This window comes from Bacillus stercoris, assembly GCF_029772985.1.
Taxonomy (GTDB): domain Bacteria; phylum Bacillota; class Bacilli; order Bacillales; family Bacillaceae; genus Bacillus; species Bacillus stercoris.
The window spans coordinates 2,830,757-2,856,879 of record NZ_CP121861.1 but is presented as its reverse complement, the minus strand read 5'-3'; the positions used below and the strand labels follow the sequence as shown (position 1 = coordinate 2,856,879).

Genomic DNA, 26,123 nt, shown 5'->3' with positions numbered 1-26,123 from the left:
AGGAGGAATAAAGAATTGGCGAAGATTTTGCTCGTTTATGCAACAATGTCAGGCAACACTGAAGCAATGGCAGATTTGATTGAGAAGGGGCTTCAGGAGGCGGAAGCAGAAGTGGACCGTTTCGAAGCAATGGATATTAGTGATGCCCAGCTGTTTAACGATTATGACCATATTATAATGGGAACCTATACGTGGGGAGACGGCGATCTGCCTGATGAATTTTTAGATCTGGCTGAAGACATGGATGAGATTGATTTTTCCGGCAAAACATGCGCTGTATTCGGTTCCGGTGATACAGCATATGAATTTTTCTGTGGAGCGGTTGATACGCTTGAGGCAAAAATAAAAGAACGCGGTGGCGACATTGTGCTCCCTTCGGTAAAAATCGAAAATAATCCAGAAGGTGAAGAAGAGGATGAATTAATAAACTTCGGGAAACAATTCGCTAAGAAAAGCGGGTGCGCTGTCTGATAGCCCACCGGGAACTGCTAAAGCGGCTGTTCCTTTTTTTCTTGTCTTTGTATCTTTCCTTTGATACAGTAATGAGGTAGAAAATCAGGAGGAGGACTATACATATGAAAATGATGGACGCAAATGAAATTATTTCATTTATTCAAAATAGCACAAAATCTACACCTGTAAAGGTTTACGTGAAAGGTGAGCTGGAAGGCATCAATTTCGGCGAAGCTGCGAAAGCTTTTATCAACGGAAACACTGGTGTCGTTTTCGGTGAGTGGAGCGAAATTCAAACAGCAATTGAAGAAAACCAAAGCAAAATCGAAGACTATGTGGTTGAAAATGACCGCCGCAATTCTGCGATCCCAATGCTTGATCTTAAAAATATCAAAGCGCGTATCGAGCCTGGCGCGATCATCCGCGACCAAGTTGAAATCGGTGATAACGCAGTCATCATGATGGGCGCTTCTATTAATATCGGTTCAGTTATCGGCGAAGGCACAATGATTGATATGAACGTTGTGCTTGGCGGACGAGCTACTGTCGGGAAAAACTGCCATATCGGCGCGGGTTCTGTACTTGCGGGTGTTATTGAGCCGCCATCCGCTAAACCGGTTGTGATTGAAGACGATGTTGTCATCGGCGCAAATGCTGTTGTGCTTGAAGGCGTAACAGTAGGTAAAGGAGCTGTTGTTGCTGCTGGAGCGATCGTGGTAAACGACGTTGAGCCATACACTGTTGTGGCAGGCACACCAGCTAAGAAAATCAAAGACATTGATGAAAAAACAAAAGGCAAAACTGAAATCAAGCAGGAATTACGCCAGCTGTAAGGAAAGTTTGATAAAAAAGGCGTGGATAATATATCCACGCCTTATTCGTATAGCTAGGAGGAATGAAAAATGAAGAAAGAGGAGCTCATCGCAATCCGCAGAGATTTGCACCGGATACCGGAGCTTGGGTTTCAGGAGTTCAAAACCCAGCAGTATTTATTACATGTCTTAGAACAATATCCCGAAGACAGAATTGAAATTGAAAAATGGCGAACAGGGCTTTTTGTAAAGGTAAACGGGACGGCGCCGGAAAAAATGCTGGCGTACAGAGCGGATATCGACGCGCTCTCCATCGAAGAGCAAACAGGTCTTCCATTCGCATCAGAGCATCCCGGCAACATGCACGCCTGCGGACATGATTTGCATATGACGATTGCGCTCGGCATTATTGATCATTTTGTTCACCATCCAGTCAAACATGATTTGCTTTTTCTGTTCCAGCCGGCAGAGGAAGGGCCTGGCGGTGCGGAACCAATGCTTGAGAGCGATGTATTAAAAAAGTGGCAGCCTGATTTCATCACTGCGCTTCATATTGCACCAGAGCTTCCGGTAGGCACCATTGCGACAAAAAGCGGCCTTCTATTTGCGAATACATCAGAGCTTGTCATCGATCTGGAAGGCAAAGGGGGACATGCGGCATATCCGCATTTGGCTGAGGATATGGTTGTAGCGGCAAGTACACTTGTCACCCAGCTGCAAACGATCATCTCTAGAAACACAGATCCGCTAGACAGCGCTGTTATTACAGTTGGTACCATTACCGGAGGCTCGGCACAAAATATCATTGCCGAAACGGCCCACCTGGAAGGCACGATTCGCACGCTTTCTGAAGAATCGATGAAACAGGTAAAGGAACGGATTGAAGATATAGTGAAAGGAATCGAAATTGGATTCCGCTGCAAAGGAAAAGTGACTTATCCGTCTGTATATCACCAAGTTTACAATACGAACGGACTGACAGAAGAATTTATGTCTTTTGTTGCTGAACATCAACTGGCGACAGTAATAGAAGCAAAAGAAGCAATGACGGGAGAGGATTTTGGCTACATGCTGAAAAAATATCCCGGCTTTATGTTCTGGCTCGGCGCTGATTCTGAACACGGGCTTCATCACGCTAAGCTGAACCCCGATGAAAATGCGATAGAAACAGCGGTTAATGTCATGACTGGTTATTTCTCTGTTTATGCCAATTAAGTACAAATGAAAGAATAAAATTCCATAAAATGAGCACTCTAGTAAACGGAGGTGTTCAATAATGGCTAAAAAAATTGGAATTGAACAATCGTTATCAGATGTAGAAGCTGCTTTAAAAGAAAAAGGCTATGACGTTGTGATGATGAAAAGCCCTGCCGATGCACAAGGCTGTGACTGCTGTGTCGTAACGGGCCTTGATAATAATGTGCAAGGGATAGCCGATACGGTAACACAAGCACCTGTCATTACAGCTTCCGGGATGACGGCTGAAGAAATTTGCAGCGAAGTTGAAAGCAGAATTCAGTAACATAAAAACCGAAGCAAAGAGCTTCGGTTCTTTTATTATTCAGTTTCTTTAGGAAAAGCGCGGTCAAACGCAGTTTTTATTTCCTTTCTAAGCACTCGCTCGACTCGCCACTGTTCCATATTTTCTGTTTTTGCAATGACTCTGATCACAATTTCAGAAGTCCCCAGTTCTTGAATCCCGATGACATTTGGGCCTTCTTTTATTTGCGGAAGAGCGGCTGCCGTTTCATCACATACTTGCTGTAAAATGTGAATCATTTCATCAATGTTTCTTTCAGCCGGCACTTTAATGTCAACAAGTGCCTGCATGGTTCCCCGTGAATGATTGCTCACGTTTGTAATATTTCTGTTGGGGATGTAATGCAGTGTTCCGTCAAAGCTGCGGATTTGAGTTGTTCTTAAGCCAACCTGTTCGACAATTCCGTCAAAGGTAGAAACCGTAATATAATCTCCGACATCCAATTGTTTCTCAAGCAAAATAAAAAAACCTGTCACGATGTCACTGACAAGCCCTTGGGCGCCAAATCCGACAGCCAGGCCGACGATTCCTGCCCCCGCTAAAAGAGCGCTTGGATCGTAATGAAACAAATCAAGAACCATGACGAAGAATATGAAAATCAATGTATAGGCAAATATGTTAAGAGTCAGGCTTCGGAGCGTATGTGCACGTCCGATAGACAAACTATTCTGCTCCTCGAATTTTGCAAATAGATGTTTAATGATTTTTATGCCTAATGATCGAACGATAAAATAGAGCAATATCATAATAGCAAGTTTAATGAGCAGAACACCGGCATTTGTAATAAGTCCCGCCCAATCATATTGATTAATAAAGTCCATGTTGAGCTCCTTTTCTGAATTGATTGCTGCACATTGAGACTAGATACCCTGTACATGACCATGTTAAACGTTTTATTCAAAAATGTCGAAGCCAAAGACATACATGATTTGTTAAAAATTGACTCGGGAAATACGCTTTTATATAATGGTGTTGTTATAACAAAATATGGTTAATAAACCTTTATTTTCATGAAATGTCGACGTTTAAGCCAAACAATAAATTGGAGGGATACATATGGCAGAACGTATGGTAGGTAAACAAGCTCCTCGTTTTGAAATGGAAGCAGTCCTTGCAAGCAAAGAATTTGGCAAAGTAAGTCTTGAGGAAAACATGAAAAACGACAAATGGACGGTGTTGTTTTTCTATCCAATGGACTTCACTTTTGTTTGTCCGACAGAAATTACAGCAATGTCTGACCGCTATGACGAGTTCGAAGATCTTGATGCAGAAGTCATCGGGGTTTCAACTGATACGATCCATACTCATTTAGCTTGGATCAATACAGACCGCAAAGAAAACGGTCTTGGCCAGCTGAAATATCCGCTTGCTGCTGATACAAACCATGAGGTATCCCGGGAATATGGTGTTTTAATCGAAGAAGAAGGTGTGGCTTTACGCGGATTGTTTATTATGAATCCTGAAGGGGAGCTTCAATATCAAACTGTTTTCCATAACAACATAGGGCGTGATGTGGATGAAACGCTTCGTGTTCTTCAGGCGCTGCAGACTGGCGGACTCTGTCCGGCTAACTGGAAACCAGGCCAAAAAACACTGTAAATCTTTCTAAGAACGAAAGGTTTAGCATATCCGTTAGGCTTTACTGTTTAATAGGAGGGAAATGCAATGAAATTACGTCAGCCAATGCCTGAATTGGCGGGAGAAAAAGCATGGTTAAATGGTGAAGTGACGAGAGAGCAATTGATCGGGGAAAAACCGACGCTTATTCATTTCTGGTCCATCAGCTGTCACTTGTGTAAAGAAGCAATGCCGCAAGTGAATGAATTTCGTGATAAATATAAAGATCAACTGAATGTTGTAGCTGTGCATATGCCCCGTTCCGAAGATGATCTTGACCTTGGTAAAATTAAAGAAACAGCTGCTGAACACGATATCACTCAGCCGATTTTTGTTGACAGTGACCATGCTTTAACCGATGCATTTGAAAATGAATATGTACCTGCGTATTATGTGTTTGATAAAACAGGACAGCTCCGTCACTTCCAAGCCGGCGGTAGCGGTATGAAAATGCTTGAGAAACGTGTGAACCGTGTTTTGGCTGAAACGGAGCAAGTATCTGAATAGTTTTTCCTAAAAACCTGATCTCATCAGGTTTTTATTTGTGCAAAAAAGCAATGGAAGATGAGTAAGAAGCTTATTTTTCCAGATTTGGGCATAGGAAATGATGATTTGTTTCATTCATACGCTAAAAAAACAGCTAATTTTTGATGTTTTTCCTCAATTTTAGATAAATCACATATCTCATAACTCGAAAATTGTAGATATTACACTAAATTTCTTTAAAGAAGTAAGTAAAATATATATTTTCAACATTATACCAAATAAACTAGAAAGACCCTTGATCCCTTGAGAATAAAGGACTCTTTTGAAAAATAAAACATTTTCAGAAAATAAGGAATTTTTCATAGAGTAAATATAATAGTAAAATGCTAAAATAATAGTTGATAAAATTACTTTTGTAATCTAATATCTTAATTAAAGATGTTAATTTTGATAGGGGGTACATTGAGGAATGTTTAATGAAAGAGAAGCTTTGCGCTTGCGGTTAGAACAATTAAATGAAGCTGAAGTGAAAGTCATTCGTGAATATCAAATTGAACGTGATAAAATATACGCAAAATTAAGAGAGCTGGACAGAAATGGAAGCCCTTCCGAAATCAAAAAGGATTTCCGTTCTGAAAAAAAACCTGACTCTCTGCCTGTTCTCGCTGAGCTTGCGGCTCAGGAAATCAGAAGCTATCAGCCGCAATCACAGCAGCAGTCTGTGCAGCCTCAGCTTCAATCTATTTCCTCTCTTCCTGCCGGTATACCAGACGGAACAACACGAAGAAGAAGAGGAACGGCAAGACCGGGATCAAAAGCAGCTAAGCTGCGTGAAGCTGCCATTAAAACATTAAAACGCCATAACGCGGCGATTAAAAGCTCCGAGCTTCAAAAAGAGATTGAAAAAGAAAGCGGTCTTGAAATCCCTAATATGACAACGTTTATGCAAAGCTTAATTAAAATGTACCCGGAAGTGAAAAAGCCGTATCGCGGCCAGTACATTTTAGAAGGTGAAATCGAAACTGCAGAATCAGCTGAATCTGCAAATGAATAAATATACAGAAAAACTGCTTGGCATTGCTCAAGCAGTTTTTTATTTGGTTTTTTTCTGTGAAGGTTTGTTTTCTTTTTCAAGATTAAGTTTATACACCCACTTTTGATATGGCTTTTCTTCAGCGGCCCTGTTTTTCAGCCCTTCGATTGTTTGGCTCATGGCCTGGTCTGATGATTGGGCGCGGGTAAGCTGTTTTTGAAGCACATGTATCTGTTTGGTGACATCTTCAAGGATGGTTTCTACATGATTTGGCTGCGCATAGACCGCTGGAGCTTCTTCTGTTTTTTCTTTTTGTTTCGTGTTGCCATCAATATCGGCAAAATGAGAAGCAATCCAGGCATCGCTTTCATCAAGCTGCCGTTTATACGATATAATAGTTTCGTGAAATAATTTTTCTTTCGTTTTTTCGATGTCTAGCAATCTTTCTTTCGTTTCTATGATTCGATCTTTCATATGATCAACTTCTATTTTAATATGTTGTAGCTGATATTCTTTTTCTACCATTTGCTCTTTTAGACGCCCGTTTTCAGTTTTTATCAATTCGGCTTGCTGTTTTGTCTGAAGCAGTGCATTCTGCTCCTGCTCAATAGAGGCCTGAAGTTGACTGATACGTTTATGAAGATTTTTATTTTCTTCTTCGATTTTGATTTTAGCAATATGAAGCTTATGTTTTTCTTCGATTTCGGCTCTGCGTTTATAGGTTTCAGCAGATAGAAGCTCCTGTAAAACAACGATTTTATCAAGCAGTTCAGCTCTTATTTGGTGCAGAGATTGGCTGGTGTGGGAGGCATGTTTTTCTTTTGTTGACATTTGTGTTAATTCGGCAGTCAATTGCTGGAGTTTTTCTTTCATATCGTTATTTTCTTTGAGCAATTTGTTATTTTTCTGGTGAAAGTAGCTTGCTTCAAGTTCAGAAATCAGCTTATGGCACCTTGAAAGCTCGGATTTTAAATAAAGGTTCTCCTGAGACACGTCGTGGAAAAAAGGACCTGATCTTTTCATTCGAACCATCTCCCTCATGATGTTAACACTACAATATGCAAATACTGAACAGCTATTCCTCTTTAATAAACAGACAAGCAGTAGCGTTGAGCCTTTGCTTTTGCTATGCTTTTAACGAACTAGAGGTGAGATGACATGAAGCATGTAAACGTACTGCTGGCAGGGGGAGCCTCGCGGCGATTTGGAGAACCGAAAGCGTTTGTCAAATGGAAGGGCAGGATGCTTTACGAATGCGCAAAAAAGGCACTTGGAGAACATACGGTTATCATCAGCCGTCCCGAATTTATTGATAGATTTCAAGAAAACGGTGAAAATGAAGTGTATCAAGATGCTGAGCCATTTCAAGGCATGGGGCCATTGGCTGGTATATATACCGCTTTTAAAAAGACCGACGGTGATCTTTATACTGTTCTTTCCTGTGACACACCGCTGATACAAAGAAGGACGATGCTGGAGCTCAAACGTCTGATGACTGCCGATACGGACGCGGTAGTCCCGATTTCAGACGGACAAATGCAGCCGTTGATTGCGATTTACCACAAACGTATCATGCCGGTTCTATACGATCAGCTTTCTGAGAAAAGGCTGAGAATATCAGATTTATTAGGCAGAATGTCGGTTTGTTACGTACAGGCTGAAGATATCGGAGCAAGTCCGGCAGAGTTTATCAATATTAATACACGCGATGATTTTAGCTGTTTGGACGATAAGTTGAACTCCTTCAGACGGGACTGACGGAGCAATAACATGATAAGATGACATAAAAGATAAGGAGAACAGGTTTGATGGAGGAACGTTATTCACGGCAGATCAGATTTAAGCAAATTGGGGAAGAGGGCCAGAAAAGGCTGGCAGACAGCCATGTGCTGGTTGTCGGAGCGGGAGCGCTCGGCACTGCAAGCGCTGAAGGGCTTTCGAGAGCGGGAATCGGTACTGTTACCATTATTGACCGTGACTATGTGGAGTGGAGTAATCTTCAAAGGCAGCAGCTTTATACAGAAAGCGATGCCAAACTCCGCATGCCGAAAGCCATGGCTGCCAAAGAGCATCTATCAGCAATTAACAGCGACATACATATTGAAGCATATGTTACCGAAGGAACAGCCGAAACGCTAGAGCCGCTGATTGAAAAAGCAGATGTCGTGATCGACGCGACAGATAATTTTGAAACCCGCATGCTGATAAACGATCTTGCCCAGAAAAAAAAGACACCGTGGGTCTATGGCGCCTGTGTAAGCAGCCAGGGAATGTTCATGACGGTCATTCCCGGAGAAACCCCTTGCCTGTCTTGTTTGTTTGAGCAAATTCCTGTCGGCGGGGGGACGTGTGATACGGCCGGCATTATTCCGCCGGCTGTGCATATCGTTTCAGCATATCAGCAAGCTGAGGCATTAAAGCTGTTAACAGGCCAAATAGAAGCAATACAGCGCGGTTTTGTGACATTTGATGTCTGGAACAATTCGCATATGAAGATTAACGTTGATCATGTACGCCGTGAGGATTGCCCGTCTTGCGGAACAAATGCGGTATATCCCTATCTTCAGGATTGGAACACGCCGAAAGCCGCTGTACTATGCGGCCGTGATACAGTACAGGTAAGGTCGGAATCATTAAAAAGAATCCCGAAACAGGAACTCGTTAAGCGGCTGAAGAAAATCGGCAAGGTTGAGGCTAATTCGTTTTTGCTGCATATTTTTTACGAGGATTACAGAATTGTCATTTTCAATGACGGACGGGCACTGGTGCATGGAACAAATGATGTGAAAGAAGCCAATTCCGTGTTGGCAAGAGTGATTGGATTGTAACAACAGGAGGGGTCAGAATGCTGGAGAAAAGAACACCGATACCGGTAGACGAGGCAGTTCGGCGTGTCTGCCATTTTCAAAAACAAGGTGAAACAGAATGGGTGGCGCTTGAAGACAGCCTTCATCGATTTTTAGCCGAAGATATAACTGCGGATCACCACGTACCCGCGTTTGACCGTTCGCCATACGACGGTTTTGCTGTCAGAGCGTGCGATACGGCAGAAGCTTCACGTGAAAACCCAGTTCGGTTTGAAGTCATTGACCATATTGGAGCGGGGTCAGTATCTGAAAAAGAACTTGGCCCGTTTCAGGCCGTGCGGATTATGACCGGCGCGCAAATCCCTGAAGGGGCAGATGCAGTCGTCATGATTGAACTGACTCAAACCTTTGAGGAGAATGGGAAATCATTTATGTCTTTAAAGCGCCGCTTTCAGACGGGAGATAATATTTCAAAAACTGGTGAGGACGCTCAAAAAGGGAGTGTTTTACTAAGAAAGGGCACCCGGGTGACACCAGGAGTGACTGCTCTATTGGCAACTTTCGGATACGCTTCGGTGCCTGTGGTGAGAAAGCCTGTTGTCGGGATTATCGCAACAGGTACCGAATTGCTGAATGTCAGTGATCCGCTGGAACCGGGAAAAATCCGCAACAGCAATGCGAGTATGGTATATGCACAAGTGATAGAAGCTGGCGCAACACCGCTTTATTTAGGGAAAATCTCTGATGAGCTGGATAAAAGCTTTGCTGCAGTGAAAGAAGCGATGAAAAAGGTGGATTTCCTGATCACAACTGGCGGTGTGTCAGTCGGTGATTTTGACTTTTTGCCTGCGATCTATGAAAAACTCGGAGCAGACGTGCTGTTTAATAAAGTTGCCATGCGCCCGGGCAGCGTGACAACGGTGGCGCATGCAAACGATATGCTGCTGTTTGGCCTCTCAGGTAACCCGTCGGCATGCTATGTCGGTTTTGAACTGTTTGTCAAGCCAATGATCCAGACATGGCTGTTTAATGAAACACCGCATTCGATTTGTGCGGAAGCTGTTCTGGCCAAAGATTTTCCGAAGCCGAACCCGTTTACCCGATTTGTTCGTGCGCTTGTGCACCACCAGGAAGGGAAGCTATTGGCGACACCCGTCGGGTTAGATAAGTCTAGCTCTGTCACGTCACTAGCAGAAGCCAATGCTTTCATTATCCTGCCAGGCGGGACGAGAGGCTACGAATCTGGCAGAACGGTTCAAGTGCTGCTCATCAGAGAAGAGAATGGAAGTGAGTGGCCTTGGTCCGTCCTTTCCCAATCGTCCAAGTTGTAGGATTTCAAAACAGCGGGAAAACAACGTTTATCGAGCGTATTCTTGAAAAAGCCTCTGAACAGGGGGTTCATTTGAGCTGCCTGAAGCATCATGGTCACGGCGGTGAACCGCAAACGTTCACGGAAGGAAAAGACACGGACCGTTACAAGGCGGCAGGTGCTGATGTGACAGCGGTAGAAGGTGCTGGTGTGTTACAGCTGACAGTCCGCCGCAATTGGGATTTGGCACGGCTGATCGAGTTATATCAATTTCTCGAAACAGACTGTCTTCTGATTGAAGGCTTTAAAAAAGCCCCTTATCCTAAAGTGGTCATCCTACGTGAAAAGGAAGATCTGGAAGCGCTGCAGGCAGTGAATATAATCGCCATCATCTATAGGAAAAAAGAGCATATGACAGAGCATCAGGGATTGCCCGTTTTTCATGCGGATGATCCGGTTGCCGTGGATTTTGTGCTTTCACAGCTGAAGGGGGAATCTGCATAATGAAACGGTTTGAGATTACGAAAACACCTATTATTACTGAAGACATCATTAAAAAAGTGGAGAAACGGGAAGCAGGGGCAATTACCACATTTATTGGCACGGTTCGGGAATGGACAAACGGAAAAAGAACGGTTCGGCTTGAATATGAGGCATATGAACCAATGGCCGTGCAAATGCTTGCTCAAATCGGAGCTGAAATCGAAGAAAAATGGGAAGGCGCTTCCGCTGCAATCACGCACCGTATAGGTGTGCTGGATATCGGTGAAGCAGCGGTCGTGATCGCTGTATCTTCTCCCCATCGCAAAGCTGCTTATGAAGCCAATGAGTATGCGATCGAACGAATTAAACAGATTGTGCCGATTTGGAAAAAAGAAATTTGGGAAGACGGTGAGCAATGGATCGGCGACCAGCTTGAAACAACAGCTTATCCGAATGGAAAACCAGACCTAAGCGAGGGAGAGCAGCATGATTAAAATACTTTTATTTGCAGGGCTTGCTGAACAGGCCGGTACACAAGCACTAGAAATAGATATGGAACAAGCAACCATAGATGAAATAAAAGCGAGCCTAAAAGAACAATATGGTCTTGAATCCCTTGATACGGCTATGATTGCCGTTAACGAAAGCTATGTAAAAGAAAATACCTCTGTATCTTCAGGTGACACGGTAGCCATCATACCGCCGGTCAGCGGGGGATGAAAACCGGACGGCATTTCAGCCATCCGGTTTTTCTGTATGTCATTGGCATATCCCCAAGTATCCCTAGCATACAATGATTTTCTGTAAGCGTTTATTCTACATATATTACTCCCTATAAAGTAAGAGACTCACTCCATAATTAGACTGAATTTTTGAAAAATAATAGAATTTTATTTCGGGTATCGATATAGTAAAGATGATAAATGTTGGAAAGGTGCTGGATATGGAGACATTTAAAAGATTAAAAATGTATTATTGGCCGTACCGAAAAGTGTTTTTGTGGTCGCTTCTAGCCATGCTTTTAATGACTGCGGTTACTGTCGTTTATCCGATTATCCTGCAAATTACGATTGATGAGATCGTACTGGGAAGGCAGTATCAGCTTGCAGCATGGGTCAGCTTGGGATTTATTGCGGTAATGGCCTTGAAAGGAACCGCTACCTTTTTTCACCAATATTTAGGTGATATGTTTGGAATCAAATCCGTTTATCGGCTGAGAAATAGCCTGTATGAAAAACTGCAGCGGCTTTCTTTTTCTTATTATGATAACGCGAAAACAGGAGATTTGATGTCCAGGCTGACAGCTGATGTTGAAGGGCTTCGTTTTTTCTTATCATACGGCCTCGCTGAGCTCATTCGCTTCGGCCTGCTGGTAGCCATCAGCCTGTCGGTTGAACGCCTGCTCGACATTCTGGAAAAAGAAGAAGACATTACAGATCATCCTCTTGCTTTATGCAAACAAAAATTAACTGGAGATGTCCATTTCAAAAATGTTTCTCTTGCATACGGAAAAGAACAAACAAACGCGCTGTGCAATGTAAGCTTTGAGGCAAACAGCGGGAAGGTAATCGGACTGTTGGGCCCGACGGGTTCGGGAAAAAGTTCAGTGACACAGCTTCTGACCAGATTTTACAGCCCTGTTAGCGGAACGATTACCATTGATCACAAACCCATCACAAATTATTCGTTAAAAACGCTTCGCTCCAATATCGGAGTCGTACTTCAAGAATCCTTCCTGTTTTCATCCACGATCCGATCAAATATTTCGTATGGGCGGCCGGGTGCTTCAATGGAAGAAATCATCGAAGCAGCAAAAAGGGCGCAGGCCCATAACTTTATCATGGAGCTTCCTGATGGGTATGACACCATGCTGGGCGAGAGGGGAATGGGGCTTTCCGGCGGACAGAAACAGCGTATTGCCATTGCGAGAGCCATCTGTTTGAACCCGAGCGTTTTAATATTGGATGATGCCACAAGTGCAGTAGATATGCAAACGGAGCACAGCATACAGCTTGCCTTAAAAGAAGTCATGAAAAACCGCACAACCTTTATCGTTGCTCACCGCATTTCTTCACTGAAACACGCCGATGAAATTCTCGTTTTTAATAAAGGACGCATTTGTGAAAGGGGAACACATCATGAGCTTCTTGAAAAAGGCGGCTACTATAAAAAGATTTACGATTTGCAATACCGTGATGTCAAAATGATGAATGAGCCGCATGAGGTCGGATAGGGAGGGGCCAAATGAAACAAGCGAAAAAACAGGGGATTTTAGAGCGTTTCTATTACTCTTCAGATGAAATCATTGAAAAGCCGTTTAACTGGGCTCAAATGTGGCGGCTGCTGAGCTATGTCAAACCATATCGAAAAACCATTTTGCCGCTTTCTTTTCTCACCGTATTGATTGGCACTGCTGTGAAGCTTGTGATCCCCATTCTGATCGGTGTTTATGTTCTTGATCAAGCGATTACGGCGAGAAACCCGGAGCTGTTGATTCAGCTCATTTTAGTCATTAGCGGTTTATATGTCCTTAATTACGCCGCCAATGTGTTAAGAATCAGGTGGATGAATCAGCTTGGCCAGCATGTCATTTTCGATTTGCGGCAGCATTTATTTACACATGTGCAGCGCTTATCCCACCGATTTTTTGATCAGCGGTCGGCGGGATCGATCTTAGTCAGGATCATGAATGATATTAACTCTCTTCAGGAGCTATTTACAAGCGGAGTCATCAATTTATTGACCGACTTGCTTCTTCTGGCCGGCGTGATTATTATTTTGTTTACGCTGAGTCCTGAGCTGACTATAGCCATCATGGTGACATTGCCGATTATGTTTTTTATTTCAACAAGTCTCAGAAAAAAAATACGCCGATCCTGGCAAACGGTACGGCTCAAGCAATCAAAGCTCAACTCTCATCTAAACGAAAGTATCCAAGGCATCCGGGTCACACAGGCATTTACGCAGGAAGAAGAAAACATGGCGTATTTTGACGGTGTCAATCAGGAGAATTACCAATCATGGCGGGAAGCAACTAAAAAAAATGCCATGTTCCGTCCGCTGGTGGAAATGACGAATGCGATTGGGACGGCAGTCTTGATTTGGTATGGCGCCACACTCATTATGAATGAAACCATTACGATTGGCGTCTTCGTTTCTTTCGCTTTCTACCTGGGGATGTTTTGGGAACCTATTTCGAGACTGGGCCAGGTCTATAATCAGCTGTTAATGGGAATGGCATCATCAGAACGGATTTTTGAGTTTCTGGACGAAGAGCCAAATGTCAAGGAGAAGCCGAATGCCATTCATAATGAAAAGATAAATGGGGAGATCAGCTTTGAAGAGGTTGAATTTTCGTATGATGAAAAACGAAAAGCCCTTCATGCCGTTTCCTTTTCTATTCCTGCTGGCTCGACGCTTGCGCTTGTCGGGCATACAGGGAGCGGAAAGACGACGATTGCCAATTTAATCAGCCGTTTTTATGATGCGACCGGAGGCACCATTAAAATAGACGGTATACCGATTAAGGATTTCTCCATTGCCAGTCTGCGCTCTCAAATCAGCATTGTCCTGCAAGATACATTTATTTTCTCCGGGACCATCATGGAAAATATCCGTTTTGGAAGGCCGAATGCTTCGGATGAAGAGGTAATAAAAGCATCCCAAGCGGTCGGAGCGGATGAGTTTATTTCTGATTTAGCAGAAGGATATGCAACAGAGGTGGAGGAAAGGGGCAGCGTACTGTCTGCTGGTCAGCGTCAGCTCATTTCCTTTGCAAGAGCATTGCTCGCCGATCCGGCTATTATCATCCTTGACGAAGCAACGGCAAGTATTGATACAGAGACGGAAGTGAAAATTCAGCAGGCCCTAAAAACGCTACTGAAAGGGCGCACAGCAGTGATGATTGCTCACAGATTGTCTACGATCCGTGATGCCGACCGCATCATTGTTCTTGATCACGGCAAGAAAATAGAAGAAGGAAACCATGAGCAGCTGCTCGCTAAAGAAGGCGTGTATGCCGGGCTTGTGAAAGCGCAATACAGCACAGCGATAGAATAAAATGAAAAGCCTTCAGTATAAATTGAAGGCTTTTGGAAATTTATTAGAAAAACATGAAACTTTTTAATATCCTTCCCGTACTATTGGATAGATATTCTCAAGGAGGTTTTGAAATGGAAACGAATGTAGAAAAAAACAGCGGAACGTCGGCTGAAAAGCCTTCACTTTTCGGAGTGATCACAAGTCCATCTGTTCAATTTGAAAGAATAAGAGAAAGGCCGGCTGTATGGGGACCGCTTTTGATTGTCGCAGCAATTATCATCGTCGGTGCCGTGCTGCAATCACTCGGTACGGATTATAGTGAGCTTTTGAAAAGCCAGGATACGCAAGGGCTATCAGCTGAACAAATGGAGGCTGTCGCAACAATAACCAAATTTGGCGGAATGGCAGGCGCAATTATCGGAGGTATCGCAGCATTATTTATTGCCCCTCTTATTTATTGGCTCTGTGTAAAAGCATCAGGCGGTGTTACGACATACAAAAAAATGCTTTCTCTCGGTTTGTTTGTCTCTTTAATTAGCAGTCTCGGATTATTGGTGAACGGAATCGTTGCTTTTACGACTGACGTGAATCCTCTTTACAGCACGACGTCACTGGCAGGGATTATCCAATCTGACGGGGCTCTTGCCAGCGTGTTAAATACCTTTGAAATTTTCAGCATCTGGAGCTTTGTATTATTAGCAATCGGACTTCACAAAACGGGAGGCATCTCCAAAAAAGCCGGATGGATTTCAGCAATCATTCTATTCGGAATTTTAGTTGTATTTTCGCTCTTTTCAGGTTTAATTAATTCTGTGGCGGGTGCATAAGTTCATGAAAAAAGTCTGGATCGGAATTGGCATCGCCGTTATAGTCGCTCTTTTTATTGGAATAAATGTATACCGGTCTGCCGCTCCAACAAGCGGCAGCGCCGGCCAGAAGATACAGACGGGAAGCCTTGAAGAAAACGAAATCTCGTCAACGGTTATGGTTCCCGGCACACTTAAATTTTCAAATGAACAGTATGTCTTTTATGAAGCTGATAAGGGGACATTAGAAGACATTAAAGTGAAGGAAGGCGACAAAGTTAAAAAGGGCACGACTTTAGTCGCCTATACAAATGAGCAGCTGAGTCTGGAAAAAGAACAGAACCAGTTGACCGCTGAATCGAACCAGCTTCAAATTGAACAAACTCAAGAAAAGATAAAAGCGTTAGACAATAAAGAAAAAGATCTGGCGAAACAGGTTGGGAAGAAAGAAGCAGAAAAACAAATTGAGTCTGAACGGACAGAGCTTCAAATGCAGAAAAAAACAGCTGAGATCGAATTAAAACAAACCGAGCTTCAGCGGCAGTCACTTGCCAGCCGGGTGTCAGATTTAGAAGTGAAAAGTGAAATTGAAGGCACCGTTATTTCTGTCAACCAAGAAGCGGCATCCAAAAAGTCAGATATTCAAGAGCCTGTCATACATATTGGCAACCCCAAAGACCTCGTCGTCTCAGGGAAATTGTCTGAATACGATACACTGAAAGTTAAAAAAGGCCAGAAGGTCACACTCACTTCAGATGTTATCCAGGATAAATCATGGAAAGGCACGGTTTCCGCAGTCGGACTTGTTCCTGATCAGCAGGAAAGCGCTGCGGCACAAGGAACAGAACAGGCGGTCCAATACCCGCTTCAAGTGAAAATAAAAGGAAAGCTTCCTGAAGGAAAGCCAGGCTTTAAATTTATCATGAATATTGAAACCGATAAGCGAAAAGCAAATACGCTTCCTTCAAAGGCAGTCAAAAAAGAAGATGATCAATATTATGTGTATACAGCAAAAGATGGAAAAGCAAAGCGAGTTGATGTCAAAATCGGCGAAGTGACAGATGATCTGACAGAAATTAAAGAGGGGCTTTCCCAAGATGATCAAGTCATTTTGAATCCATCTGATCAGGTGACTGATGGAATGGAAGTGAAATCTTAAATGATACAGCTTTCTAATGTGCGAAAAAGCTACCAGATCGGCAGGGAAACGTTTGATGTTCTCCATTCTATTCATTTGGACATTCATCAAGGGGAATATGTCTCGATTATGGGGCCGTCAGGATCAGGGAAATCGACGATCATGAATATTATCGGCTGTCTTGACCGACCGACTTCCGGTACGTATAAATTGGACGGCGAGGACGTTTCTTCATATAAAGATAAAGAACTGGCGGCAGTCCGTAACCGGTCAATCGGATTTGTATTTCAGCAATTTCAGCTTCTTCCGCGGCTGAACGCAAAAAAAAATGTTGAGCTGCCGATGATTTATTCCGGGATAGGCAAAAAAGAACGTCAAGAAAGGGCTGAGAAAGCATTGGAAAAGGTCGGGTTAGCCGATCGAATGCTTCACATGCCCAATGAGCTGTCGGGCGGGCAGAAGCAGCGGGTGGCGATTGCGAGGGCGATCGTGAATGAGCCGAAATTGATTTTAGCTGATGAACCGACCGGCGCGCTGGATACGAAAACAAGCGTAGCGATTATGGATCAGTTTACAGCTTTAAATGCCGAAGGAACGACAATCGTTCTTGTTACACACGAGCCCGAAGTTGCAGATTGCACGAACCGGATTGTTATGGTGCGTGACGGCAATATTGTTCCTGCCAGCTCCGGCCAAAGGAGTGTGGGAGAATGAGCCTGTTAGAAAACATCAGAATGGCTCTAAGCTCTGTCCTTTCCCATAAAATGCGTTCGATCTTAACAATGCTCGGCATTATCATTGGTGTAGGCTCTGTCATCGTTGTCGTTGCGGTAGGGCAGGGCGGTGAGCAAATGCTGAAGCAGTCGATCAGCGGACCGGGAAATACAGTGGAGCTATACTATATGCCAAGCGACGAAGAGCTTGCAAGCAATCCGAACGCTGCAGCTGAATCTACGTTTACAGAAAACGATATTAAAGGTTTAAAAGGGGTAGAAGGCATTAAACAAGTCGTTGCCTCGACTTCTGAAAGTATGACAGCGCGTTATCATGAAGAGGAAACCGATGCTACGGTTAACGGAATAAATGATGGATACATGAATGTCAATTCTTTAAAAATCGAAAGCGGCAGAACCTTTACAGATAATGACTTTCTCGCGGGGAATAGAGCCGGAATCATCTCTCAAAAGATGGCTGAAGAGCTGTTCGATAAAAACTCCCCTTTAGGTGAAGTTGTCTGGATAAACGGACAGCCCGTTGAAATTATCGGCGTGCTGAAAAAAGAAACAGGCTTGCTTTCTTTCGATTTAAGTCAAATGTATGTGCCATTTAATATGATGAAATCCTCTTTTGGTACAAGTGATTTCAGTAACGTATCATTGCAGGTTGAATCAGCAGACGATATAAAATCGGTTGGGAAAGAAGCGACACAGCTGGTAAATGACAATCATGGCACAGAGGATTCGTATCAAGTGATGAACATGGAAGAGATTGCGGCCGGGATTGGCAAAGTAACGGCAATAATGACGACGATTATCGGCTCAATTGCGGGCATCTCTCTATTGGTCGGCGGAATCGGTGTCATGAATATTATGCTTGTATCAGTCACAGAACGGACGCGGGAAATCGGAATCAGAAAATCACTCGGTGCGACTAGGGGACAGATCCTGACTCAGTTTTTAATTGAGTCAGTCGTATTGACGCTGATTGGCGGCCTGATCGGGATTGGTATTGGGTACGGAGGGGCCGCGCTTGTTTCAGCCATTGCGGGCTGGCCGTCACTCATATCCTGGGAGGTTGTATGCGGGGGCGTGCTGTTCAGTATGCTCATTGGTGTTATTTTCGGCATGCTTCCTGCAAATAAAGCCGCAAAGCTTGATCCGATTGAAGCGCTGCGTTATGAGTAGCCTCATGCAACATGCATGAGGTTTTTTTATGTGTAGTGATTTCTACTATGAATATAAAAGACTTTTTTCATTAAAATAAGAAGAAAATGTCGTACAATTGTCCTTATTTTTGTCGAATTTACAGTTTACAAACCCTATATACATACGTTAATATGGATAAACGTGAAAGATTTTGATAGTTATTGAATGAATTTGAATGATTTTAGTTGCCTAAACTGAAAATAGCGTTTACAATGAAATTGTATTCAAAATGAATACGTTTTCATTAGGAGGTGAAGCATGCTAACTCCTGAACGGCATCAATTGATTATTGATCAAATAGAAAAGCATGATGTGGTAAAGATTCAAGAGCTCATAAATCTGACAAATGCTTCTGAATCAACAATTAGAAGAGATTTATCGACACTTGAAGAACGCGGTTTTTTAAAGCGTGTTCATGGGGGAGCGGCCAAGCTTTCCGATATCAGACTTGAACCCGATATGCTTGAAAAATCATCCAAAAACCTTCACGACAAATTGAAGATTGCTGAAAAAGCTGCTTCTCTTTTAGAAGAAGGGGATTGCATTTACCTTGATGCAGGCACGACGACTTTGCACATGATTGATTTTATGGATAAAACCAAAGATATTGTCGTTGTCACAAACGGGGTGATGCATATCGAAGCATTAATAAGGAAAGAAATTTCTTTTTATCTGCTTGGAGGATACGTCAAGCACAGAACGGGCGCGGTTATTGGAGGCGCTTCACTGATTGCCATGGACCAGTACAGATTCGACAAGAGCTTTCTGGGGACAAACGGTGTGCATACAGAGGCTGGATTCACAACGCCGGACCCTGATGAGGCCCTTTTAAAACAGAAAGCGATCAAACAGGCAAAACACGCTTACGTCTTAGCAGACCCTTCGAAGTTCGGAGAAATTTCATTTTCGGCATTTGCCGGAATAGGCGACGCAACAATCATTACGACTGACGCTGAAGAGCTTACATTCGATAATTACCAAGAAAAAACTGTCGTAAAGGTAGTGAAACCATGATTTACACTGTAACACTTAATCCATCTGTCGATTATATTGTTCACGTTGAAGATTTTACTGTAGGAGGCCTGAATCGTTCTGCATATGATACCAAGTATCCAGGGGGCAAAGGCATCAACGTATCGAGACTGCTGAAAAGACATCATGTACCGTCTAAAGCGCTCGGATTCGTCGGCGGATTTACCGGAGAATATATCAAAACATTTTTGCGGGAAGAAAATTTGGAAACAGCTTTTTCTGAAGTAAAAGGGGATACCCGTATCAATGTAAAGCTGAAAACGGGTGATGAAACTGAAATTAACGGGCAGGGACCGACAATTTCGGATGAAGATTTCAAGGCCTTTTTAGAGCAGTTCCAATCTTTAGAAGAGGGAGACATCGTTGTTCTTGCAGGAAGTATTCCATCTTCACTTCCTCACGATACGTATGAAAAAATCGCAGAGGCCTGCAAACAGCAGAACGCACGAGTTGTTCTGGATATCTCAGGAGAGGCTCTTTTGAAAGCGACAGAAATGAAACCGTTTTTGATGAAGCCAAACCATCATGAGCTTGGAGAAATGTTCGGCACGACCATTACCTCTGTTGAGGAAGCTGTTCCTTATGGGAAAAAGCTGGTAGAACAGGGCGCTGAACATGTAATCGTTTCAATGGCAGGAGACGGAGCGCTTTTGTTTGCGAACGAAGCAGTTTATTTTGCTAACGTGCCAAAGGGGAAATTGGTAAACTCAGTCGGAGCAGGAGATTCCGTTGTAGCAGGCTTCCTTGCCGGAATTTCCAAACAGCTGCCGCTTGAAGAAGCATTCCGCTTAGGGGTTACTTCAGGCAGTGCTACCGCGTTCTCTGAAGAACTTGGAACAGAAGAATTTGTCCAGCAGCTTCTTCCTGAAGTTAAGGTCACACGTCTATAGAGGAGGAAACACAAGTGAAAATAACTGAGCTTTTAACAAAGCATACGATAAAGCTTAATATTGAGAGCAAAGAAAAAGAAAATGTGATTGACGAAATGGTCACTGTTCTTGATAAGGCTGGTAAGTTAAATGACCGACAAGCCTATAAAGAAGCCATTTTAAACCGCGAAAGCCAAAGCTCAACGGGTATTGGTGAAGGAATCGCTATCCCTCATGCGAAAACGGCTAGCGTTATCAACCCGGCGATCGCGTTCGGACGTTCTAAAGACGGTGTCGATTATGAATCATTAGACGGCCAGCCGGCTCACTTAGTCTTCATGATTGCGGCGACTGAAGGCGCAAACAATACTCACCTTGAAGCATTGTCAAGACTTTCAACGCTGTTAATGCGTGAAGAAATCCGCAAGCAGCTCCTTGAAGCTGAGTCAGAAGATGCCATCATCGACATTATTAATCAGCACGATAAAGATGATGACGAAGAGGAAGAGGAAGAAGAAGCGGCACCAGCACCTGCCGGAAAAGGAAAGATTTTAGCGGTTACTGCATGCCCGACAGGTATTGCCCATACATTCATGGCTGCGGATGCCCTTAAAGAAAAAGCGAAAGAGCTTGGCGTGGACATTAAGGTCGAAACAAATGGTTCAAGCGGCATTAAGCACAAGCTGACTGCCCAAGAAATTGAAGATGCACCTGCAATCATTGTCGCAGCGGACAAGCAGGTTGAAATGGAACGCTTTAAAGGTAAGCGCGTACTTCAAGTTCCTGTAACGGCAGGTATCAGACGCCCTCAGGAACTGATCGAAAAAGCGATGAACCAAGATGCCCCGATTTATCAAGGCAGCGGCGGTTCTTCAGCTTCAAACGATGAAGATGAAGCGAGAGGCAAGTCTGGAAGCGGAATCGGAAACGCGTTTTATAAGCATTTGATGAGCGGTGTCAGCAACATGCTTCCGTTCGTAGTCGGCGGCGGTATCCTCGTTGCGATTTCATTCTTCTGGGGAATTCATTCTGCTGATCCAAAAGATCCTACTTACAACGCGTTTGCCGCAGCTCTTAAGTTTATCGGCGGTGACAACGCATTAGGATTAATTGTGGCAGTTCTTGCTGGATTTATCGCGATGAGTATTGCAGACCGTCCTGGTTTTGCGCCTGGTATGGTCGGCGGATTCATGGCGACTCAAGCGAATGCTGGATTCTTAGGCGGTTTAATTGCCGGATTCCTTGCCGGTTATGTCGTGATTTTACTGAAAAAAGCATTTACCTTTATCCCTCAGTCACTTGATGGATTAAAACCTGTACTGATTTATCCGCTGTTCGGTATTTTTATCACTGGCGTATTAATGCAATTTGTCATCAATACACCTGTAGCAGCATTTATGAATTTCTTAACAAACTGGCTTGAAAGCCTTGGTACTGGAAACCTAGTATTGATGGGGATTATCTTGGGCGGTATGATGGCGATCGATATGGGTGGCCCGCTTAATAAAGCAGCCTTTACGTTCGGTATCGCGATGATCGATGCAGGCAACTATGCGCCTCATGCGGCGATCATGGCCGGCGGTATGGTTCCTCCGCTTGGTATCGCACTTGCTACAACCATTTTCCGAAACAAATTCACTCAGCGTGACCGTGAAGCTGGTATTACATGCTACTTCATGGGTGCTGCTTTCGTAACAGAGGGAGCGATCCCGTTTGCTGCGGCTGATCCGCTTCGCGTCATTCCAGCTGCTGTAATCGGTGCAGCTGTTGCCGGCGGATTGACTGAATTCTTCCGTGTAACGCTTCCGGCGCCTCATGGAGGAGTATTCGTAGCTTTCATTACAAACCATCCGATGCTTTACCTATTAAGTATCGTAATCGGTGCTGTCGTGATGGCAATTATCCTCGGTATTGTCAAAAAACCTGTTACAGAGAAATAAGAAAAAAAGCGTCCTTGATTCAAAAGGACGCTTTTTCTTATCCGACAGGCAGGGAGCGGGTTAAGTTATGTAATTTATTCTTTTTTATGATAAAGTAAAAGAAGAGAAACAACTGACATAGCAATCGTCTAGGAGGAAACACTTTGACCGAGGAAAAAAATACGAATACTGAGAAAACGGCGAAGAAAAAAACCAATACGTACCTGGAATGGGGTAAAGCGATTGTCATCGCTGTTCTGCTGGCTCTCCTGATCCGTCACTTTTTGTTTGAACCGTATTTAGTTGAAGGTTCATCTATGTATCCCACATTACATGACGGAGAAAGGCTGTTTGTGAATAAAACAGTCAACTATATCGGCGAGCTGAAGCGCGGAGATATCGTTATTATCAACGGTGAGACTTCTAAAATCCATTATGTAAAAAGATTGATTGGAAAGCCTGGAGAAACCGTTCAAATGAAGGATGACACGCTTTATATAAACGGCAAAAAAGTAGCCGAGCCTTACTTGTCTAAAAACAAGAAGGAAGCAGAAAAACTCGGTGTCAGTCTGACAGGCGATTTTGGACCGGTTAAGGTTCCGAAAGGCAAATATTTTGTCATGGGAGATAACCGGCTGAATTCTATGGACAGCCGAAACGGATTGGGACTGATTGCGGAAGATCGAATTGTCGGCACATCGAAGTTTGTCTTTTTCCCGTTTAACGAAATGCGTCAAACAAAATAAAAACGCCTTGCTGGCCTTTGGACAGCAGGCGTTTTTATTTTGAAAAAGTAGAGACCAATGCAATGCATAAAACTGTGATGAACACTGAACCGATAATGGCCAGCACACTGAAGAAAAGGTGAACCTGTTTGTTCTCTTTTCCGCGCTTTTCTAAAAGTCGTTTAGAAAAAATGTGCGAAAATATGTAAATAAGGGCTATGCCTATGTATAAGCCGATATCCTTGGCGGTAAAGCCTGTTACGGCAAGGTAAAAGCCCGTAAAAAAGATCAATAAGCAATATTCAGTAAGTGTTAAAAGCCTCAACGTGTTCCTCCATGAGAGTGTGTAATTTTCCAGGCGGATGCATTCTCTCTCTTTAATTGTAACACAGCTGGCAGGATTGGGTGTATAAGTGTTTTCTCTCTGTTTTATCAGGGAATCATTTCTCTTGCCCTGTATTCATGGTATACTTTTATTGATGATAGACATGATGGAGGATAATAAATGATTGCTGTAAATAATGTAAGCTTGCGGTTTGCGGATCGTAAGTTATTTGAAGATGTTAATATTAAATTTACCCCAGGCAACTGCTATGGGTTAATTGGTGCAAATGGTGCCGGTAAATCAACATTTCTAAAGGTGCTTTCAGGCGAAATCGAGCCTCAGACAGGCGACGTGCATATGAGTCCTGGCGAACGTCTTGCTGTCTTGAAGCAGAACCATTTTGAGTACGAAGAGTATGAAGTGCTGAAAGTGGTTATCATGGGTCACAAACGCCTGTATGAAGTCATGCAGGAGAAAGACGCTATTTACATGAAGCCTGATTTCTCAGATGAGGATGGGATTCGCGCTGCCGAGCTAGAAGGTGAATTTGCGGAACTGAACGGATGGGAAGCGGAAAGTGAAGCGGCGATCCTTTTAAAAGGTCTTGGTATCTCAGAAGACCTGCACACAAAGAAGATGGAAGACCTTGGCGGTTCGGAGAAGGTAAAAGTTCTCTTGGCACAGGCATTATTCGGCAAGCCAGATGTTCTGCTGCTCGATGAGCCGACGAACCACTTGGACCTTCAGGCAATCCAGTGGCTTGAAGAGTTTCTGATTAACTTTGAAAATACAGTTATTGTCGTATCCCATGACCGTCACTTCTTAAATAAAGTGTGTACGCACATTGCCGACCTTGATTTTAACAAAATTCAAATCTATGTCGGAAACTATGATTTCTGGTACGAGTCAAGCCAGCTGGCGTTAAAGCTTTCTCAAGAAGCGAACAAGAAAAAAGAAGAGCAGATTAAACAGCTTCAAGAGTTTGTCGCTAGATTCAGCGCCAATGCGTCTAAATCTAAGCAGGCCACATCAAGGAAGAAACTTCTCGAAAAAATCACGCTGGATGATATTAAACCGTCTTCCCGTCGCTATCCTTACGTTAACTTCACGCCGGAACGGGAAATCGGAAATGATGTTCTTCAGGTGGAAGGATTAACAAAAACGATCGATGGCGTAAAGGTGCTTGACAATGTCAGCTTCATTATGAATCGAGAAGATAAAATTGCTTTCACTGGCCGGAACGAACTTGCTGTTACTACACTGTTTAAAATCTTTTCCGGGGAAATGGAAGCTGACAGCGGAACGTTTAAATGGGGTGTTACCACATCACAAGCGTATTTTCCAAAAGACAACAGCGAATATTTCGAAGGCAGTGATCTGAATCTTGTAGACTGGCTTCGCCAATATTCTCCGCACGACCAAAGTGAGAGCTTTTTACGCGGGTTCTTAGGACGCATGCTGTTCTCCGGAGAAGAAGTCCACAAAAAAGCAAATGTACTTTCCGGGGGAGAAAAGGTCCGCTGTATGCTGTCAAAAGCGATGCTTTCTGGAGCCAATATTTTAATTTTGGATGAGCCGACTAACCATTTAGACTTAGAATCCATTACAGCGCTCAATAACGGCTTAATCAGCTTTAAAGGCGCTATGCTGTTTACTTCGCATGACCATCAGTTTGTGCAGACCATTGCCAACAGAATTATAGAAATTACACCTAATGGCATCGTTGATAAGCAAATGAGCTATGACGAGTTCCTTGAAAATACTGATGTGCAGAAAAAATTGGCTGAACTATACGCGGAATAAAAAAGCAGAGATTTCTCTGCTTTTTTTGATACATCATTATGAAAGGGGACCACAACATGAAATTTTTAGTCGTCGGAGCAGGCGGAGTAGGTGGGTATATTGGCGGACGGCTTGCAGAGAAAGGAAATGATGTGACATTTCTCGTGCGCCAAAAACGAGCTCAGCAGCTTAAAGAAACCGGGCTTGTCATCCATAGTGAAAAAGGGGATGCATCGTTTCAGCCCGTATTAATCACTGCCGGAGAAACAGGGCGATTTGATGTCGTTATCATTGCTTCTAAAGCATACTCGCTTGATCAGGTGATAAACGATGTCAAGCCGTTTATCCATCAGGAATCTGTCATTATCCCTTTCTTAAACGGGTACCGCCACTATGAGCAGCTGTTCGCGGCATTTTCAAAAGAACAGGTGCTGGGCGGCCTGTGTTTTATAGAAAGTGCTTTAGACAACAGAGGAGAAATTCATCATACGAGTGCATCGCATCGTTTTGTATTTGGAGAATGGAACGGAGAGCGTACGAATCGAATAAAAGCGCTTGAAGAGGCATTTTCAGGCGTGAAGGCTGAAGTCATCATTAGCGGGCATATCGAGAAGGACATTTGGAAAAAGTATCTCTTTATTGCAGCACAAGCGGGGATTACAACGTTATTTCAACGACCGCTTGGCCCGATCCTTGACACAGAAAGCGGACGTCATACGGCCCAAACTCTTATTGGGGAAATTGGCGCTGTTTTACGAAAAGAAGGCGTTCCGGCTGATCCGGATCTTGAGGAAGAGAGCTTTCGTACGATGACAAGCATGTCTTATCATATGAAGTCCTCCATGCTTCGGGATATGGAAAACGGCCAAACGACTGAAGGTGACCACCTGCATGGATTTTTGCTTGAAAAAGCAAAACGTTTATCTCTCGCGGCACCCGTATTAGAAACCGTTTATGCTAATCTGCAAATGTATGAAGCAGAAAAATAAAAAAAGGAGGCGAAAAGCCTCCTTTTATTTAT

At 43.5% G+C, this 26,123-nt stretch carries 28 protein-coding genes; 25 read left to right on the top strand and 3 right to left on the bottom strand.

From position 1 onward, the window contains the following. Nucleotides 1-15: 15 nt before the first annotated feature. The 4 genes from QA442_RS14820 (at nt 16) to QA442_RS14805 (ending at nt 2,787) form a co-directional block, all read left to right on the top strand. Nucleotides 16-471 (top strand): flavodoxin, encoded by a 456-nt coding sequence (locus tag QA442_RS14820; RefSeq protein WP_069838847.1) that lies wholly within the window; start codon nt 16-18, stop codon nt 469-471. Nucleotides 472-575: 104 nt separating this feature from the next. After that, on the top strand, nt 576-1,286 hold the full coding sequence (dapD, locus tag QA442_RS14815; RefSeq protein WP_014663797.1) for a 2,3,4,5-tetrahydropyridine-2,6-dicarboxylate N-acetyltransferase: 711 nt from the start codon (nt 576-578) through the stop codon (nt 1,284-1,286). Nucleotides 1,287-1,355: 69 nt separating this feature from the next. Further along, nucleotides 1,356-2,480 (top strand): N-acetyldiaminopimelate deacetylase, encoded by a 1,125-nt coding sequence (locus QA442_RS14810; RefSeq protein WP_071580641.1) that lies wholly within the window; start codon nt 1,356-1,358, stop codon nt 2,478-2,480. 61 nt (nt 2,481-2,541) lie between these two features. Next, nucleotides 2,542-2,787: a YkuS family protein gene (locus QA442_RS14805; protein WP_003232382.1), complete on the top strand. Its 246-nt coding sequence runs from the start codon at nt 2,542-2,544 to the stop codon at nt 2,785-2,787. Between the two features lie 35 nt (nt 2,788-2,822). Here the strand turns inward: QA442_RS14805 and mscT are convergent, their stop codons facing one another. Continuing rightward, the gene (gene mscT, locus QA442_RS14800) at nt 2,823-3,626 is read right to left on the bottom strand and encodes a small-conductance mechanosensitive channel protein MscT (RefSeq protein ID WP_071580642.1); all 804 of its coding nucleotides are present in this window, start codon (nt 3,624-3,626) and stop codon (nt 2,823-2,825) included. A gap of 235 nt (nt 3,627-3,861) precedes the next feature. Between mscT and ahpA the strand changes: the two genes are divergently transcribed. From ahpA to rok, 3 genes are all read left to right on the top strand, one after another. Further along, nucleotides 3,862-4,404: a biofilm-specific peroxidase AhpA gene (gene ahpA / locus QA442_RS14795; protein WP_014663800.1), complete on the top strand. Its 543-nt coding sequence runs from the start codon at nt 3,862-3,864 to the stop codon at nt 4,402-4,404. A gap of 66 nt (nt 4,405-4,470) precedes the next feature. After that, complete coding sequence (ykuV, locus tag QA442_RS14790; RefSeq protein ID WP_069838844.1) at nt 4,471-4,929, top strand: thiol-disulfide oxidoreductase YkuV; 459 nt, start codon at nt 4,471-4,473, stop codon at nt 4,927-4,929. A 448-nt stretch (nt 4,930-5,377) separates the two neighbouring features. Further along, nucleotides 5,378-5,962, top strand: coding sequence for a transcriptional regulator Rok (gene rok / locus QA442_RS14785; RefSeq protein ID WP_014663802.1), 585 nt, complete (start codon nt 5,378-5,380; stop codon nt 5,960-5,962). Between the two features lie 39 nt (nt 5,963-6,001). On the opposite strand, the gene cse15 is transcribed toward rok, so the two are convergent. Further along, nucleotides 6,002-6,964: a spore protein Cse15 gene (gene cse15, locus QA442_RS14780; protein WP_095431407.1), complete on the bottom strand. Its 963-nt coding sequence runs from the start codon at nt 6,962-6,964 to the stop codon at nt 6,002-6,004. Nucleotides 6,965-7,099: 135 nt separating this feature from the next. Between cse15 and QA442_RS14775 the strand changes: the two genes are divergently transcribed. The 16 genes from QA442_RS14775 (at nt 7,100) to sipT (ending at nt 23,016) form a co-directional block, all read left to right on the top strand. Then, nucleotides 7,100-7,699 (top strand): molybdenum cofactor guanylyltransferase, encoded by a 600-nt coding sequence (locus QA442_RS14775; RefSeq protein ID WP_040083273.1) that lies wholly within the window; start codon nt 7,100-7,102, stop codon nt 7,697-7,699. A gap of 50 nt (nt 7,700-7,749) precedes the next feature. Then, entirely contained in the window at nt 7,750-8,769 is a 1,020-nt protein-coding gene (locus QA442_RS14770) for a molybdopterin-synthase adenylyltransferase MoeB (RefSeq protein ID WP_095431406.1), read from the top strand. Between the two features lie 17 nt (nt 8,770-8,786). After that, on the top strand, nt 8,787-10,079 hold the full coding sequence (locus tag QA442_RS14765) for a molybdopterin molybdotransferase MoeA (protein ID WP_095431405.1): 1,293 nt from the start codon (nt 8,787-8,789) through the stop codon (nt 10,077-10,079). Beyond that, nucleotides 10,040-10,561, top strand: coding sequence for a molybdopterin-guanine dinucleotide biosynthesis protein B (gene mobB / locus QA442_RS14760; protein WP_069149525.1), 522 nt, complete (start codon nt 10,040-10,042; stop codon nt 10,559-10,561). Before QA442_RS14765 ends, mobB begins: the two co-directional genes overlap by 40 nt. After that, complete coding sequence (locus tag QA442_RS14755; protein ID WP_014663808.1) at nt 10,561-11,034, top strand: molybdenum cofactor biosynthesis protein MoaE; 474 nt, start codon at nt 10,561-10,563, stop codon at nt 11,032-11,034. The genes mobB and QA442_RS14755 overlap by 1 nt, the downstream gene beginning before the upstream one ends. Beyond that, nucleotides 11,027-11,260 (top strand): molybdopterin converting factor subunit 1, encoded by a 234-nt coding sequence (gene moaD, locus QA442_RS14750; RefSeq protein ID WP_069838838.1) that lies wholly within the window; start codon nt 11,027-11,029, stop codon nt 11,258-11,260. Before QA442_RS14755 ends, moaD begins: the two co-directional genes overlap by 8 nt. Nucleotides 11,261-11,483: 223 nt before the next feature. Next, a complete protein-coding gene (locus QA442_RS14745; RefSeq protein WP_095431404.1) occupies nt 11,484-12,773 on the top strand; it encodes an ABC transporter ATP-binding protein in 1,290 nt (429 codons plus the stop codon). An 11-nt stretch (nt 12,774-12,784) separates the two neighbouring features. Further along, complete coding sequence (locus tag QA442_RS14740) at nt 12,785-14,599, top strand: ABC transporter ATP-binding protein (protein WP_095431403.1); 1,815 nt, start codon at nt 12,785-12,787, stop codon at nt 14,597-14,599. A 113-nt stretch (nt 14,600-14,712) separates the two neighbouring features. Further along, nucleotides 14,713-15,408: a YknW family membrane protein gene (gene yknW / locus QA442_RS14735; protein ID WP_014663812.1), complete on the top strand. Its 696-nt coding sequence runs from the start codon at nt 14,713-14,715 to the stop codon at nt 15,406-15,408. A 4-nt stretch (nt 15,409-15,412) separates the two neighbouring features. Continuing rightward, nucleotides 15,413-16,546: an efflux RND transporter periplasmic adaptor subunit gene (locus QA442_RS14730; RefSeq protein WP_095431402.1), complete on the top strand. Its 1,134-nt coding sequence runs from the start codon at nt 15,413-15,415 to the stop codon at nt 16,544-16,546. Beyond that, nucleotides 16,547-17,239 carry an ABC transporter ATP-binding protein YknY gene (gene yknY, locus QA442_RS14725; RefSeq protein WP_014663814.1) on the top strand — a complete coding sequence of 231 codons (693 nt, stop codon included), beginning with the start codon at nt 16,547-16,549 and terminating at the stop codon, nt 17,237-17,239. Beyond that, on the top strand, nt 17,236-18,429 hold the full coding sequence (skiZ, locus tag QA442_RS14720) for a sporulation-delaying-protein transporter subunit SkiZ (protein ID WP_071580649.1): 1,194 nt from the start codon (nt 17,236-17,238) through the stop codon (nt 18,427-18,429). Before yknY ends, skiZ begins: the two co-directional genes overlap by 4 nt. Nucleotides 18,430-18,708: 279 nt before the next feature. Then, the gene (locus QA442_RS14715; protein WP_014663816.1) at nt 18,709-19,464 is read left to right on the top strand and encodes a DeoR/GlpR family DNA-binding transcription regulator; all 756 of its coding nucleotides are present in this window, start codon (nt 18,709-18,711) and stop codon (nt 19,462-19,464) included. After that, entirely contained in the window at nt 19,461-20,372 is a 912-nt protein-coding gene (gene pfkB, locus QA442_RS14710; RefSeq protein ID WP_095431401.1) for a 1-phosphofructokinase, read from the top strand. Before QA442_RS14715 ends, pfkB begins: the two co-directional genes overlap by 4 nt. Nucleotides 20,373-20,386: 14 nt before the next feature. Then, nucleotides 20,387-22,291 carry a PTS fructose transporter subunit IIABC gene (locus QA442_RS14705; RefSeq protein ID WP_040083262.1) on the top strand — a complete coding sequence of 635 codons (1,905 nt, stop codon included), beginning with the start codon at nt 20,387-20,389 and terminating at the stop codon, nt 22,289-22,291. 143 nt (nt 22,292-22,434) lie between these two features. Beyond that, nucleotides 22,435-23,016 carry a signal peptidase I sipT gene (gene sipT, locus QA442_RS14700; protein WP_003232348.1) on the top strand — a complete coding sequence of 194 codons (582 nt, stop codon included), beginning with the start codon at nt 22,435-22,437 and terminating at the stop codon, nt 23,014-23,016. A 34-nt stretch (nt 23,017-23,050) separates the two neighbouring features. Here the strand turns inward: sipT and QA442_RS14695 are convergent, their stop codons facing one another. Further along, nucleotides 23,051-23,320: a hypothetical protein gene (locus QA442_RS14695; RefSeq protein WP_095431400.1), complete on the bottom strand. Its 270-nt coding sequence runs from the start codon at nt 23,318-23,320 to the stop codon at nt 23,051-23,053. A gap of 180 nt (nt 23,321-23,500) precedes the next feature. Here QA442_RS14695 and QA442_RS14690 point away from each other — a divergent pair, with 180 nt between their 5' ends. After that, entirely contained in the window at nt 23,501-25,123 is a 1,623-nt protein-coding gene (locus tag QA442_RS14690; protein WP_095431399.1) for an ABC-F family ATP-binding cassette domain-containing protein, read from the top strand. Nucleotides 25,124-25,179: 56 nt separating this feature from the next. Continuing rightward, nucleotides 25,180-26,091, top strand: coding sequence for a ketopantoate reductase family protein (locus tag QA442_RS14685; RefSeq protein WP_095431398.1), 912 nt, complete (start codon nt 25,180-25,182; stop codon nt 26,089-26,091). Nucleotides 26,092-26,123 lie beyond the last annotated feature (32 nt).

What these genes read in the sequence shown, in the direction of transcription:
- QA442_RS14770 (WP_095431406.1), top strand. Translation starts at nt 7,750, where the DNA reads ATGGAGGAACGTTATTCACGGCAGATCAGATTTAAGCAAATTGGGGAA.
- cse15 (WP_095431407.1), bottom strand. Translation starts at nt 6,964, where the DNA reads ATGAAAAGATCAGGTCCTTTTTTCCACGACGTGTCTCAGGAGAACCTT.
- QA442_RS14690 (WP_095431399.1), top strand. Translation starts at nt 23,501, where the DNA reads ATGATTGCTGTAAATAATGTAAGCTTGCGGTTTGCGGATCGTAAGTTA.
- moaD (WP_069838838.1), top strand. Translation starts at nt 11,027, where the DNA reads ATGATTAAAATACTTTTATTTGCAGGGCTTGCTGAACAGGCCGGTACA.
- QA442_RS14755 (WP_014663808.1), top strand. Translation starts at nt 10,561, where the DNA reads ATGAAACGGTTTGAGATTACGAAAACACCTATTATTACTGAAGACATC.
- pfkB (WP_095431401.1), top strand. Translation starts at nt 19,461, where the DNA reads ATGATTTACACTGTAACACTTAATCCATCTGTCGATTATATTGTTCAC.
- rok (WP_014663802.1), top strand. Translation starts at nt 5,378, where the DNA reads ATGTTTAATGAAAGAGAAGCTTTGCGCTTGCGGTTAGAACAATTAAAT.
- QA442_RS14810 (WP_071580641.1), top strand. Translation starts at nt 1,356, where the DNA reads ATGAAGAAAGAGGAGCTCATCGCAATCCGCAGAGATTTGCACCGGATA.
- skiZ (WP_071580649.1), top strand. Translation starts at nt 17,236, where the DNA reads ATGAGCCTGTTAGAAAACATCAGAATGGCTCTAAGCTCTGTCCTTTCC.
- yknW (WP_014663812.1), top strand. Translation starts at nt 14,713, where the DNA reads ATGGAAACGAATGTAGAAAAAAACAGCGGAACGTCGGCTGAAAAGCCT.
- yknY (WP_014663814.1), top strand. Translation starts at nt 16,547, where the DNA reads ATGATACAGCTTTCTAATGTGCGAAAAAGCTACCAGATCGGCAGGGAA.
- dapD (WP_014663797.1), top strand. Translation starts at nt 576, where the DNA reads ATGAAAATGATGGACGCAAATGAAATTATTTCATTTATTCAAAATAGC.
- QA442_RS14730 (WP_095431402.1), top strand. Translation starts at nt 15,413, where the DNA reads ATGAAAAAAGTCTGGATCGGAATTGGCATCGCCGTTATAGTCGCTCTT.
- QA442_RS14765 (WP_095431405.1), top strand. Translation starts at nt 8,787, where the DNA reads ATGCTGGAGAAAAGAACACCGATACCGGTAGACGAGGCAGTTCGGCGT.
- QA442_RS14715 (WP_014663816.1), top strand. Translation starts at nt 18,709, where the DNA reads ATGCTAACTCCTGAACGGCATCAATTGATTATTGATCAAATAGAAAAG.
- QA442_RS14775 (WP_040083273.1), top strand. Translation starts at nt 7,100, where the DNA reads ATGAAGCATGTAAACGTACTGCTGGCAGGGGGAGCCTCGCGGCGATTT.
- QA442_RS14805 (WP_003232382.1), top strand. Translation starts at nt 2,542, where the DNA reads ATGGCTAAAAAAATTGGAATTGAACAATCGTTATCAGATGTAGAAGCT.
- QA442_RS14685 (WP_095431398.1), top strand. Translation starts at nt 25,180, where the DNA reads ATGAAATTTTTAGTCGTCGGAGCAGGCGGAGTAGGTGGGTATATTGGC.
- ahpA (WP_014663800.1), top strand. Translation starts at nt 3,862, where the DNA reads ATGGCAGAACGTATGGTAGGTAAACAAGCTCCTCGTTTTGAAATGGAA.
- ykuV (WP_069838844.1), top strand. Translation starts at nt 4,471, where the DNA reads ATGAAATTACGTCAGCCAATGCCTGAATTGGCGGGAGAAAAAGCATGG.
- QA442_RS14745 (WP_095431404.1), top strand. Translation starts at nt 11,484, where the DNA reads ATGGAGACATTTAAAAGATTAAAAATGTATTATTGGCCGTACCGAAAA.
- mscT (WP_071580642.1), bottom strand. Translation starts at nt 3,626, where the DNA reads ATGGACTTTATTAATCAATATGATTGGGCGGGACTTATTACAAATGCC.
- QA442_RS14740 (WP_095431403.1), top strand. Translation starts at nt 12,785, where the DNA reads ATGAAACAAGCGAAAAAACAGGGGATTTTAGAGCGTTTCTATTACTCT.